At 75.0% G+C, this 12,281-nt stretch carries 11 protein-coding genes and 1 pseudogene; 7 read left to right on the top strand and 5 right to left on the bottom strand.

The features are described 5' to 3' along the window. Nucleotides 1–36 precede the first annotated feature (36 nt). The 4 genes and pseudogenes from ACNJ93_RS21230 to ACNJ93_RS21215 all read right to left on the bottom strand — a co-directional run bounded on the left by ACNJ93_RS21230 (nt 37) and on the right by ACNJ93_RS21215 (nt 5,354). Complete coding sequence (locus ACNJ93_RS21230) at nt 37–1,149, bottom strand: hypothetical protein (RefSeq protein ID WP_418959003.1); 1,113 nt, start codon at nt 1,147–1,149, stop codon at nt 37–39. A 13-nt stretch (nt 1,150–1,162) separates the two neighbouring features. Then, nucleotides 1,163–2,782, bottom strand: coding sequence for a DUF3492 domain-containing protein (locus tag ACNJ93_RS21225; protein ID WP_418959002.1), 1,620 nt, complete (start codon nt 2,780–2,782; stop codon nt 1,163–1,165). Between the two features lie 209 nt (nt 2,783–2,991). Then, nucleotides 2,992–4,296 (bottom strand): DUF3152 domain-containing protein, encoded by a 1,305-nt coding sequence (locus ACNJ93_RS21220; protein WP_418959001.1) that lies wholly within the window; start codon nt 4,294–4,296, stop codon nt 2,992–2,994. Between the two features lie 6 nt (nt 4,297–4,302). Then, nucleotides 4,303–5,354: pseudogene (locus ACNJ93_RS21215) on the bottom strand (alpha/beta fold hydrolase). Between the two features lie 138 nt (nt 5,355–5,492). Between ACNJ93_RS21215 and ACNJ93_RS21210 the strand changes: the two are divergent. From ACNJ93_RS21210 to ACNJ93_RS21195, 4 genes are all read left to right on the top strand, one after another. Beyond that, nucleotides 5,493–5,720 carry a hypothetical protein gene (locus tag ACNJ93_RS21210; RefSeq protein ID WP_418959000.1) on the top strand — a complete coding sequence of 76 codons (228 nt, stop codon included), beginning with the start codon at nt 5,493–5,495 and terminating at the stop codon, nt 5,718–5,720. 156 nt (nt 5,721–5,876) lie between these two features. Continuing rightward, the gene (locus tag ACNJ93_RS21205) at nt 5,877–6,536 is read left to right on the top strand and encodes a TetR/AcrR family transcriptional regulator (RefSeq protein ID WP_418958999.1); all 660 of its coding nucleotides are present in this window, start codon (nt 5,877–5,879) and stop codon (nt 6,534–6,536) included. A 144-nt stretch (nt 6,537–6,680) separates the two neighbouring features. Then, on the top strand, nt 6,681–6,908 hold the full coding sequence (locus tag ACNJ93_RS21200; RefSeq protein WP_418958998.1) for a DUF3107 domain-containing protein: 228 nt from the start codon (nt 6,681–6,683) through the stop codon (nt 6,906–6,908). A 153-nt stretch (nt 6,909–7,061) separates the two neighbouring features. Then, on the top strand, nt 7,062–7,331 hold the full coding sequence (locus ACNJ93_RS21195; RefSeq protein WP_418958997.1) for a hypothetical protein: 270 nt from the start codon (nt 7,062–7,064) through the stop codon (nt 7,329–7,331). 50 nt (nt 7,332–7,381) lie between these two features. Here the strand turns inward: ACNJ93_RS21195 and ACNJ93_RS21190 are convergent, their stop codons facing one another. Continuing rightward, nucleotides 7,382–8,116, bottom strand: a complete 735-nt coding sequence (locus ACNJ93_RS21190) for a ferritin-like fold-containing protein (RefSeq protein ID WP_418958996.1) — start codon at nt 8,114–8,116, stop codon at nt 7,382–7,384. 493 nt (nt 8,117–8,609) lie between these two features. Here ACNJ93_RS21190 and ACNJ93_RS21185 point away from each other — a divergent pair, with 493 nt between their 5' ends. The 3 genes from ACNJ93_RS21185 to ACNJ93_RS21175 all read left to right on the top strand — a co-directional run bounded on the left by ACNJ93_RS21185 (nt 8,610) and on the right by ACNJ93_RS21175 (nt 12,203). Continuing rightward, the gene (locus ACNJ93_RS21185) at nt 8,610–10,964 is read left to right on the top strand and encodes a DEAD/DEAH box helicase (protein WP_418958995.1); all 2,355 of its coding nucleotides are present in this window, start codon (nt 8,610–8,612) and stop codon (nt 10,962–10,964) included. Nucleotides 10,965–11,057: 93 nt separating this feature from the next. Next, the gene (locus ACNJ93_RS21180) at nt 11,058–11,939 is read left to right on the top strand and encodes an alpha/beta fold hydrolase (protein ID WP_418958994.1); all 882 of its coding nucleotides are present in this window, start codon (nt 11,058–11,060) and stop codon (nt 11,937–11,939) included. Between the two features lie 111 nt (nt 11,940–12,050). Beyond that, nucleotides 12,051–12,203 (top strand): hypothetical protein, encoded by a 153-nt coding sequence (locus tag ACNJ93_RS21175; RefSeq protein ID WP_418958993.1) that lies wholly within the window; start codon nt 12,051–12,053, stop codon nt 12,201–12,203. Nucleotides 12,204–12,281: the final 78 nt, after the last annotated feature.

The following is a 12,281-nucleotide window of genomic DNA, read 5'->3' as shown; positions in this document are numbered from 1 at the left end:
CGGCGTCGGCTCCGCGGGTGCGCCCGTGGGGTCGGGTCAGGCGGTGGCGTCGGCGTGGGCCGAGGCGCGGCAGAGGGCGACGGCGGCGTGGGCCAGGAGGCCCAGCGCGGCTGCGCCGCAGACGAGGGCGGGGACCGCGCCGGGGCCCCCGGTGGCGAGGGCGGCGCGGACGGGTACGGCCAGCGGGTCGAGGCCCGGCAGCCGGGCGGCGAGCACGCTCGCCAGGGCGAGGGCCTCGGCGGCGCCCGCGGCGGCGAGCCCGGCCGCGGCCGCGCGGGCCCGACCGTGGACGGCGAGCAGCCGCGCGAGCAGCAGCAGGGCGCCGAGGGCGACGGCGGCGTACGGGGCTCCGGCGGCGGCCGTCAGGGCGGTGAGCACGGCGAGGTGGAGCCCGACCGCGGCGAGCAGCAGGGGCCGGACGCCGTACGCGAAGTCGTCCAGGCCGCGGCTGGCGGCGAGCCGGCGGCGGGCCCGCACGGCGAACAGCCGGGCGCACCAGGCGGCGGGGGCGACGGAGACCGCGAGGACGAGGAGCGGGGCGGGGGCGAGCGGCCAGGGCTCGTCGGGGCCTCCGGCGGCCAGGGCGGCGAGGAGTCCGTCGCCGCCGAGGGCGTAGGCCAGCAGCCAGACCGTCCAGAGGGCGGCGGCCCGGCTCCCGCGGGCGGGCGCGGCGCGCAGCGGCCCGCGCCGCACGGCGGCGAGCAGCGCCGCGCCGAGGGCGAGCGCGGCGACGACGCCGACGGCGAGGCGCGCGGGTCCGTGGGTGAGGACGAGCCCGCCGCCCGCGACGAGGGCGACCGCCCCGGGGGCGAGCACCAGCCCGGCCCAGTGGGAGACGGGCTCGGCGGGTACGGCGGGGGCGGTGCCGGCGGGCGCCTCGCCGCGCGGGACCCGCGCGTACAGCTCCTCGGCCAGCGAGAACACGTCGCGGTGGCGGAACCGGGCCGCGGTGCGGTCGGTGACGCCGTGGACCTCCAGCCCGGCCGCGATCTCCAGCGGGTCGACGGCCTGCTCGACGAGCTCGCGGTGCCGGTGCAGCAGGCTCTTCACGGGGTCGGTGGCCCCGCGCCGGGGGGCGCGCGCGGCGGCGGGAGCGGCCGCCGTGGCGGGCGGCTCGGCTTCGGCGGTCCGGGGGGCGGGGGCGCGCATGGGGGTGGCTCCTTCAGGCATCGGCGCTCACCGCGTGGTCGTCGGCGGAGGCGCTGCGGCTGGTCCAGTGGCCCGGGACGGACGCCTCGGCGGGGTGGGCGAAGGGGACGCCGTCGGCGGTGCGCCGCCGTACCGGGGAGTGGGAGAGCAGTTCCAGGTAGATGCCGCGGAAGGCGGCGAGATTCTGCTCCACGGTGAAGAGTTCGAGCGCGCGGGCGCGGGCGGCGGCGCCGAGCCTGCGGCGCCGTTCGGGGTCGCGCAGCAGGGCGAGGCAGGCGTCGGCGAGGGCGCGCGGGTTGCGCGGCGGGACGACGAGGCCGGTGCCGCCGATGACCTCGACGACGGCGCCGACGTCGGTGGAGACCGTGGCGCGTGCGCAGAGCATGGCCTCGACGAGGGTGAGCGGGAAGCCCTCGACGACGCTGGAGAGCACGACGACCACGCCGCCGGCGTAGGCGTCGGCGAGGCCGGGGGCCTCGGGTCCGCCGAGTTCCTCGAAGGAGACCGGGTTGTCGCCGACGGCGTACTCGTCGGCGGCCTCGTCCGGGAAGAGCTGGGCGGCGAGCGCCCGGCAGTGCGCGAGGTAGCTGTCGGCGCCGGGCTCCCGGGTGGGCACGGCCACGATCCGCAGCCGGGCGTCGGGCTGTTCGCGCCGGACCTCGGCGAAGGCGTGCAGCAGGGCGATGAGGTCCTTGGCGGGCTCGACGCGGCCGACCCAGACCAGGGTCGCGGGGTCGGCGCCCTCCTCGTCCTCGCTCACCTCGGTGAACCGGCCGGCCGCCATGCCGGGGTAGACGGTGCGCAGCTTGGCGCGGTCGGCGCCGCACCGTTCCTGCCAGCGCCGGGCGTGGGTGTTGCCGGGGGTGAGCAGCGCGGCCTGCCGGTAGATCTCGGCGGCGAGCCGTCCGTGGAAGGCGGCGAGCAGGGCGCGTACGGGCGCGGCGACGCCCGCCGTGGAGGCGGCGAGGTACTGGGCGCGGAGCTGGACGCCGTACTCGGTGACCAGGAGCGGAGTGCCGAAGAAGCGTTTGGCCAACAGGCCGGGCAGCGCCGCCGATCCGCCGGAGGCGGCGTGGCAGAGGTCGGCCTCGCCGAGGGCGTCCTCGGTGTACCAGTCGAGCGAGAGCGGGCGCAGGGCGCGCTCGACGCGGTCGGCGAAGGCGAGGTGGCCGGGGAGGCCGGCGGCGCGGACGCCGCGGCGGGCGCCGGGGGCACGGCAGGCGGACTCCAGGATGCGCACGGCGGTCTCGGAGCGGAGGACGCCGGTCAGGCCCCCGTGGCGGGCGAGTTCGGCGAGTCCGTACAGGCCGTCGGCGAACTCGGCGGCCCCGGCGGTCTCGTCGGCGGCGCAGATCCCGGCGGCGAGCGCCCCGAAGTGCGCGGCGAAGAACCGTCGTTCGCGGCGGCCGAGGCGGCGGTCGTCGTCCCCGGCGCCCCACAGCGACGCGGTGCTGACCCGGCGGACCTGCTGCGGGAGGTCGACGAGGCCGCCGTCCTCCTGGCGGGCGCTGCGGGCGAGGGCGTAGACGTCGAACTCGTGCGGGCCGAGCCCGCGCACCAGCCGGTCGCACCAGAGCCTGGACTCACCCGTGGCGTACGGATAGCCACCCTCGGTGAGCAGTGCGATGCGCACGAAAACACACCCCCGATCTCCCTTGTGCACGGCCGCCGTTCATTCCGGCGACTCGCAGCGGGAAGAACGTAAGCGGATATGCCGGTGGCGCGACGGACGGTTGTCCGTCGCGCCACCGGAAGGGGTGAATGCACGTAACTTTCCCCCCGCCGTCGCGTTCCGTCGCGGTACGAGGCTCCGCGACTACGCTCCGTCAGGCCGTGGGGAGATCAACTCCCGGGGTGCACCCAGGGGTTGGGACGGCATCTGACGCCGTCGATGTCCAGGGACTTGGTCTGCTGCTGCATCACGGGCGCGAGGGCGCCGGGCGTGCGGCAGATGACATGGCCGTGGCCGAGCCGGTGGCCGACCTCGTGGTTGATGAGCATCTGCCGGTAGGCGTGCATGGCCTTCGGACCGAAGGTCTCGGAGCCCTGCGCCCAGCGGAAGGCGTTGATCATCACGCGCTGCGTGGAGGCGGAGTCGCAGGACACGTTGTCGATGGTGGTGTCCAGGCCGGACTTGGCGCACCAGACGCCGGTGGTGCCGGGGCTGGCCAGGGTGATGACGAACTCGGGGTCCCCGCTGGAGATCCGCTCGAAGGTCATCGCCCCGTCGCCGGCCCAGCTGCGCCGGTCGTTGAGCGTCTTCTGCACGGCCTGCGCGAACAGCGTGGCGTCGAGCCCGAGGCCCTTCTCGACGTCGATCCGGTAGCGGACCTTGCGGCCCTTGCCGGGGGCCCGGTCGAAGCCGGGCACGGCCTCGAAGTCCCCGGACGCCTTCAGCTTCGGGTCGATCGGGAACTGGCGGCTCATCAGCTGCTCGTACGTCGGCGGCACGGCCCTGACCGGGGCCTGCTGGGTGGGCGTGGCCCGGTCGTCCGAGCGGTCGGAGCGGACGCCGTCGGCGCCCTCGACGGCGCGCCCGGTCCCGCTGCCGGCCCGGTCGGCCAGGGAGCGGGTGTCCGGGTCGACGACCTGGCCGGCGACGACGACGGCGAGCACGGTGGTGACGGCGGCGGCCGCGACGCCGGCGAAGGTGCGGCCCGCCCGGCCGCCCTTCCTGTCCTGCGGCTCCGCGGTCTCCTCGGCCGCCTCCAGGGGCTCGGCCGGTACGTCGTCGAAGGCGGCGACGTCCTCGCGGAGGCGCTCGTGCCGCTGTCCCGGTATGAACGGAGCGCCCTGCGCGGCGGCCCGTCCGTCGGCGGGCCGGCGGGGCACGCCCTGCCAGTCGCCGTAGCGCTCGGGCCGGGCTGCGCCCTCGGGGTGCTGGGGATGCCCGCCGCGCACCTCGGCGCCGGGGGCGTTGCCGTACGGACCGGGCGGCCGGCCGTACTGGGGAGTGCCGTGCGCGGGAGTCCCGTACTGCGGGGTGCCGTACGGGGGTGTCCCGTACTGCGGGGTGCCGTGCGGCGGGGTCTCGGTGGCCGTGCCGGCGGCGCGGCGGCGGCGTCCTGTGCCGGGGCCGGGCCTCGGCGCCTCCGGCTCCACGGGTTTGGGCGCGGGCGCGGGGCCCTTGCGACTATGTCGTCCCACCCCGGGTCAGCTCCCGCCCTCGTCGTCGTCGATCAGCTCGCGGATCGCCGCCGCGACCGTCTCCGGGTACTCCATCATGGCCACGTGTCCGGCGTCCGGCAGGGTCAGCAGCCTAGACCCGCGGAAGGCCGCGGCGGCCCTCCGGGCCATCCGGTACGAGACGAGCTGGTCTCGTCCGCCGTAGACGAGGAGCGTCGGGGCGAGCACCCGCTCGGCCTGCCGCCACAGTCCGTGCTGGCCGCCGAGGGTGTAGGCGTCCACGATGCCGCGGGCCGAGCGGGCCATGGCGTCCCAGAAGTACGGGAGTTCGAGGCGTCGCTCCATCTCCTCCACGGCGTGTCGCAGGCCGTCGGGCGTCACCCGTCCGGGGTCCCCGTAACAGAGCGCGAGTACTCCTCGTACGCGCTGTTCGGGCGTCCAGTCCCGGGTGAGCCGGGCGAAGAGCGTGGCCACGCCCGGCAGGGCGAGCAGCGCCGTCGGCCTCCTCGTACGCGCTGTTCGGGCGTCCAGTCCCGGGTGAGCCGGGCGAAGAGCGTGGCCACGCCCGGCAGGGCGAGCAGCGCCGTCGGCCAGGCGCCGCGCTGGGCGCGCAGCTCGGGCAGGGCGGGCGAGACCAGGGTGAGGGTGCGCACCAGGTCGGGGCGGACCGCGGCGACCCGGGTGGCGGCCGCGCCGCCGAGCGAGTTGCCGATGAGGTGGACCGGGCCGCGGCCGGCCGCGTCGAGGTAGCGGATGACGGCGCGGGCGTGGCCGGTGACCGAGTAGTTGCCGTCGTCCGGCGGCGGCGAGTCGCCGAAGCCGGGCAGGTCCACGGCCTCGCCGTCCACCTTGTCGGCGAGCAGCGGCATCAGCGTGGACCAGTTCTGCGAGGAGCCGCCGAGGCCGTGCACGTACAGCGCGGGCGGCAGGCCCTCGCGCAGACCGGGGCGGGCCCGGACGGTGAGCGTGAGTCCGGGCAGCGCGACGGAGCGCAGCTCCTCGCCCTCGGCGACCCGGACCGTCCGGGCGCGCGCGCCGGGCGCGACGGTCCGGGTTTCCGGCAGCTCGGTCGAAGACATGGCAGCGATATTACGAGACGATCACGCCGGGCCGCGTGTGTGTGGCGTCACAGGTTCGGCCCGCCGCCGCGTGCGGCCGACCGCCCATGCTCCTAGGCTCGGAGGAAAGGGATCCATCGGCCACCCGAGAGGAACCTGATGACCGTCGACCCGTCCGAACCCGAAACGTTCGCCGAGGATGCAGAGGAAGCTGAGGCCGAAGTGCTCGACGAGGAGATCCCGGAGGCGGACGCCGCCGAACAGCACACGGAACTGCAGCAGCGTTCCGACGACCGGCTCACCCACATCGACCACGACCGCGCCAGCGAGGGCGACGCGGCCGAGCAGGCGCGCGTCGTGACCCTGGACGAGGACGACTACCGCTGATTTGTTCGACTTGTCGTTGTTCAACATTGAATAGGCGACTGTCCTGGGCGTCCGGTCCGTGAAATTGTGAGTCCGCACCGCGCACAGCCGGGTTACCGAAACGTACGATGGCGGGCGCGACGCCACAGTGCGTAGGGATCGAACTTGGGAGGCGGCGTGAGCGCCATCGAGCAGACAGAGGCGGCGCGCCCGCGGGGCACGCGCCTGCCGCGCCGAGCCCGACGGAACCAGCTCCTCGGGGCCGCCCAGGAGGTCTTCGTCGCGCAGGGCTACCACTCGGCGGCGATGGACGACATCGCCGAGCGCGCGGGCGTCAGCAAGCCGGTGCTCTACCAGCACTTCCCGGGCAAGCTGGAGCTCTACCTGGCGCTGCTCGACCAGCACTGCGAGGCGCTCCTGCAGTCCGTGCGCACGGCGCTCGCCTCCACGACGGACAACAAGCTGCGCGTCGCCGCGACGATGGACGCCTACTTCGCGTACGTGGAGGACGAGGGCGGCGCGTTCCGTCTCGTCTTCGAGTCCGACCTGACCAACGAGCCCGCGGTGCGCGAGCGCGTGGACCGGGTCAGCCTGCAGTGCGCCGAGGCGATCTCGGAGGTCATCGCCGAGGACACCGGCCTGTCGAAGGACGAGTCGATGCTGCTCGCGGTCGGCCTCGGCGGGGTGTCGCAGGTGGTCGCCCGGTACTGGCTGAACAGCGGGTCGGGCATTCCGCGCGACAAGGCCGTGCAGCTGCTGACCTCGCTGGCCTGGCGGGGCATCGCCGGCTTCCCGCTGCACGGCGCGGAGCAGCACCTGAGCGCCGAGGGCCACTGACACACGGCCGGGCCGGTGCGTGGCCGGTACGTGTTCGCTCCTGGCGTTCTCGGAGCGACCGTGGCGGATCCCCTCACCGGGCTAATCTGTGCAGCGTACGGCGCGGGGAGTCGCGCACCACTGACCGTTCGGAGGGACATAGCCGTGGAGGTCAAGATCGGCGTGCAGCACGCACCCCGGGAGATCGTTCTGGAGAGCGGGCAGTCCGCCGAGGAGGTCGAGCGCCTGGTGGCCGACGCGCTGGCCGGCAAGGCGCAGCTGCTCAGCCTGACGGACGAGAAGGGCCGCAAGGTCCTGGTCCCGGCGGACCGGATCGCGTACGTGGAGCTCGGCGAGCCCGCGACGCGGCGGGTGGGCTTCGGCGCGCTCTGAGCCGACGAGGTGACATGCGAAGGGCCCGGCGGGCGACCGCCGGGCCCTTTGTCGTGTGCACGTGCGCGAGGGGAGGATTGCCTTCCGGGCCGCCCGGGTAGGACGAGCGTTGACCGTTTTGCCCGCCCCGCCCCGCCCGCGAGGTGATTCGCCGTGATCCTGGAAGCCCTCGGAGCCGCCGTGCTCGGACTGGCCCTGGCCTGGGCAGCCGTGCACCGGATGCCCGACCGCCTCCCCGTCCGCGGGGCCGTGCTCACGACGGGTTCGCTCGGCGCCGTGTTCGGCGCCCTGCTGACCCACGGGGCGCTCGGCCCGGGACACGTCACGGCCGTGCTCGTGGGCGCCGTCGCCGTCGCGGCGGTGCTGCTGTCGCTGCTGCTGCGCCCGGCGAACCGCCGGCTGCGCCGCTCAGCCGCGGTGTGACGGGGAAGGCGCGCCCGGCGGCGCCGCGGGGCCTTCCCCCGGCACGTCGTCTACGCCGCGAGGCCCAGCGCCGCCATGCGCTTGGTGTGGGCCTCGGTGATGCGGGAGAACATCCGGCCGACCTCGGCCAGGTCGAAGCCGTCGGCCACCCCGCCGACCAGCATCGTCGACAGCGCGTCCCGCTCCGCGACCACGCGCTGCGCCTGCGAGAGCGCCTCGCCCATCAGCCGGCGCGCCCACAGCGCCAGACGGCCGCCGACCCGCGGATCGGCATCGATCGCGGCGCGGACCTTCTCGACGGCGAAGTTGCCGTGCCCGGTGTCGTCGAGCACCGAGAGCACCAGGGCGCGGGTGTCGGAGTCGAGCCGGACGGCGACCTCGCGGTAGAAGTCGCTGGCGATCGAGTCGCCCACGTACGCCTTGACCAGGCCCTCCAGCCAGTCCGACGGCGCGGTCTGGCGGTGGAAGTCGTCGAGCGCCTTCGCGAACGGCTCCATGGCCGCGGTCGGGTCCTCGTCGACGGCGGTGAGCCGGTTCCGCAGCTGCTCGAAGTGGTGGAACTCGGCGGAGGCCATCTTCGCCAGCTCCGCCTTGTCCGCCAGCGTCGGGGCGAGCTTGGCGTCCTCGGCGAGCCGCTCGAAGGCCGCGAGCTCGCCGTAGGCCAGCGCGCCGAGCAGGTCGACGACCGCGGCGCGGTACTGCGGCTCGGCGGAGGCGGTGGCCCAGTCCTGGGCGGCGATCCCGGTGAGTTCGGTGGCGTTCTCGGCGTTGTCAGGCGTCTCCATGGACGGCACAATAGCCCGCTGGCGGACCCGTGGAAGGTCCCCAATCCCCAGGTCAGTCACTGTGACCTCGCACTCCCCACGATTTCCCCCGACACGCCTGCGCGATTAGGGGGTACAGTGGTAAAGCGCCTGCTGAGTATGCAGACAAGTTTTCGCATGTTCGCTCGTACTCGGTGGGCCGGCTCATGAATGAGGATGCCCGGTCGGTGGCCCGGCTGGCTCCGACCCGACAGCCCTCCCAGCACACATGCGGGAGGGGCCCTCAGCGGCACGACGCTCGAGCGACGGCAGTGGTCCCGCGCCACCCGGCTGTGATCGCACCGATCCCGCCGGAAGTGATGCGGCACGGTACGACCCCCAGCGTTCGCCTCGCGCCGCGTCTCACAGAAGAGGCAGCACCCTGACTACCACGTTCCGAGAGCTCGGGATCCTTCCCGAGACCGCCGAGGCGCTCGAAGCCGTCGGCATCGTGAATCCCTTCCCGATCCAGGAGATGACGCTCCCGGTCGCCCTCTCCGGCACCGACGTCATCGGCCAGGCGAAGACCGGCACGGGCAAGACCCTCGGCTTCGGTCTGCCGATCCTGGAGCGCGTCACCGTCCCCGCCGACGTCGAGGCCGGCCGCGCGAAGCCCGAGCAGCTGACGGACGCGCCGCAGGCGCTCGTCGTCGTCCCGACCCGCGAGCTGTGCACCCAGGTCACCAACGACCTGCTCACCGCGGGCAAGGTCCGCAACGTGCGCGTCCTCGCCATCTACGGCGGCCGCGCGTACGAGCCCCAGGTCGAGGCGCTGAAGAAGGGCGTCGACGTCGTCGTCGGCACCCCCGGCCGTCTGCTCGACCTGGCCGGCCAGAAGAAGCTCGACCTGTCGCACGTCCGCGTCCTCGTCCTGGACGAGGCGGACGAGATGCTCGACCTGGGCTTCCTGCCCGACGTCGAGAAGATCATGGACATGCTTCCGGCGAAGCGCCAGACCATGCTGTTCTCGGCGACCATGCCGGGCGCGGTCATCGGCCTGGCCCGTCGCTACATGTCGCAGCCCACGCACATCCGCGCCACCTCGCCGGACGGCGAGGGCGCGACCGTCGCGAACATCACCCAGCGGGTGTACCGCGCGCACTCCATGGACAAGCCGGAGCTGGTCTCCCGCATCCTGCAGGCCCGCGGCCGCGGCCTGGCGATGATCTTCTGCCGTACCAAGCGCACGGCCGCCGACATCGCCGAGCAGCTGGAGCGGCGCGGCTTCGCGTCCGGCGCGGTCCACGGCGACCTCGGCCAGGGCGCCCGCGAGCAGGCGCTGCGCGCCTTCCGCAACGGCAAGGTCGACGTGCTGGTCTGCACCGACGTCGCCGCGCGCGGCATCGACGTCGAGGGCGTCACGCACGTCATCAACTACCAGACGCCCGAGGACGAGAAGACCTACCTGCACCGCATCGGCCGCACCGGCCGCGCGGGCAACACGGGCACCGCGATCACGCTGGTCGACTGGGACGACATCCCGCGCTGGCAGCTGATCAACAAGGCGCTGGAGCTGGACTTCCACGACCCGGTGGAGACGTACTCGACGTCCCCGCACCTGTACGCCGAGCTCGACATCCCCGAGGGCACCAAGGGCATCCTGCCGCGCACCGAGCGGACCCGCGCGGGTCTGGACGCGGAGGAGCTGGAGGACCTCGGCGAGCCGGGCGGCCGCCGCGGCCGTTCCGGCCGGGGTGACCGCGCCGAGCGGACCGAGGAGCGTCCGGCCCGTACGCGTACGCCGCGTCAGCGCCGCCGCACCCGTGGCGGCACGTCGCTGGACGAGGCCGCGGCCACCACGCCGGCCGTGGAGAGCACGAACGGCGCCGCGGGCGGCGCCCCGGCCGTGGACGGCGAGCAGCCGGCCGGGCCGCGCACGCCGCGCCGCCGTCGCCGGACGCGTTCCGGCGGCGGGGCGTCCGTTCCGGCCACCGCCACGCCGGTGACGGAGACCGCCGCCCCGGCGGCCGCCGCGCCCGTCGCGGAGGACCGGGCCCCGGCTCCGGTCGAGGTCCCCCAGCAGGAGTCCGCCGCCGCGCCGCGCCGCCGCCGTACGCGGGCGTCGGCCCCGGCCGGCGAGGGACGGGTCGCGGTGGCTCAGGCCCCCGTGGCCGAGGCTCCCGTGGCACCGCGCCGCCGTGCCCGCGTGGTGCGTCCGTCGACGGAGCCCGAGGTCGGTTTCCAGACCGTGGAGAGCGTCCTGGCCGCCAAGGCCGCGACGACGGCCCCGGCCGCCGCTCCGGTCGAGGAGGCGCCGAAGGCCGCGCCGCGCCGCCGTACCGTCAAGAAGGCCGCCGAGGCCCCGGTCACCGAGACGGCCGAGACCGTCGAGGAGACCAAGCCCCGCCGCCGCACCGTCAAGAAGGCCGCCGAGGCCCCCGTCACGGAGACCGCCGAGCCGGCCGCCGAGACCAAGCCCCGCCGCCGCACGGTCAAGAAGGCCGCCGAGGCCCCGGTCACCGAGACGGCCGAGACCGTCGAAGAGACCAAGCCCCGCCGCCGCACCGTCAAGAAGGCCGCCGAGGCCCCCGTCACGGAGACCGCCGAGCCGGCCGCCGAGACCAAGCCCCGCCGCCGCACGGTCAAGAAGGCCGCCGAGGCCCCGGTCACCGAGACGGCCGAGACCGTCGAGGAGACCAAGCCCCGCCGCCGCACCGTCAAGAAGGCCGCCGAGGCGCTGGTGGAGGCGGCGGCCGAGGCCGTCGCCGAGGCCAAGCCGCGCCGGCGCACGGCGAAGAAGGCCGTGGCGGCCGAGGCTCCGGACGCGTCCGAGCCGAAGACCCCGCGTCGCCGGACCACGAAGAAGGCCGCGGCCCAGCCGGAGAGCTGAGTCCCGCAGCCCGTGGCAGCACCGCGGCCCGGTCCCTTCCCAGGGGCCGGGCCGCGGTCGTTCCCGCGCCCGACCTGCGGATACAGTCGCCGTATGAGCAAGCCCCGCTCCCTGGACCTGCCTCCCAGGACCCGAGCCCGCCGGCTGACCACCGCACGCGGCGACTTCGCCGTGCTCGACACGGAGCCGCCGGGCGCGCGGCGCGGCACTGCCCTGCTGCTGCCCGGCTACACGGGCAGCAAGGAGGACTTCCTGGCCCTGCTCGGCCCGCTGAGCGAGGCCGGCTACCGGGTCGTCGCGGTCGACGGCCGGGGGCAGCACGAGACGCCGGGACCGCGCGGCCGGGCGGCGTACCGGCGCAGGGCCCTGGCGCTGGACGTGGTGGCGCAGGCGGCGGCGCTGGGCGACGGCCCGGTGCATCTGCTCGGCCACTCCTTCGGCGGCCTGGTGGCGCGGGCGGCGGCCTCGGCGGCGCCGGCCGCGTTCCGCTCGCTGACGCTGCTGTCCTCGGGCCCGGGCCGGGTCGCCCGGCCGCAGCGGGTCCGGGTCCTGGCGCTGCGCGGGGCGCTGGCGCTGCTGCCCAAGGAGCGGGTGTGGCGGGCGACCCGCTGGCTGGACAGCCGGGGCGAGGAGCCGGGGGTGACGGACCCGCCGGAGCTGGTGGCGTTCCTTCGGCGCCGCTGGATGCACACGCGGATCGCCCAACTGGCGGGCGCGGGGCGGCTGTTGCTCGGCAACCCGGACGGCACGGCGGAGCTGTCGGCGCTGGGCATGCCGCTGCACATCGCGTACGGCGCGGAGGAGATGGTCTGGCCGGTGCCGGACCTGGCGGCCGCGGCGGAGGCGACGGGGGCGGAGCACACGGTGGTGCCCGGCGCGGGCCACTCCCCCAACGTCTCGCATCCGGAGGAGCTGGCGGAGCGGCTGGCGGCGTTCTGGGCGATGGCGGAGCGGGTCGTACCGGTCGGTAGTTAGCCTGCCGAAAAATTTCTTTAGCGTAGGGAATGTTTGCGGGCGCAGGGTGGTTGTGACACGACGACACCCAGTTCTCCTCAGGAGGATCAACTCAGACGAAGGGAGAAGCCCATGCGCTTCGAAATCCTGCGACTCGACGACATCGACGGCACGCCCGTCGACCGCACGGTCGTGGACGCCGCCTCCGTCAACGGGATCGTGCAGCAGGCCGCCTCGATCGGCCAGCGCATCTGGATCCGGCCGGCCGACACCTCGGCCTCGTAACGCACGTACGCCGCGCACGGCATGACGCACCGCGCCCCCGCACGGACTCCGGTACTCCGGAATCCGTACGGGGGCGCA

This window comes from Streptomyces tritici (assembly GCF_048500665.1).
Taxonomy (GTDB): Bacteria; Actinomycetota; Actinomycetes; order Streptomycetales; family Streptomycetaceae; genus Streptomyces; species Streptomyces tritici.
The sequence above is the reverse complement of the archived record's forward strand: the minus strand, read 5'-3'. Positions and strand labels throughout refer to the sequence as shown.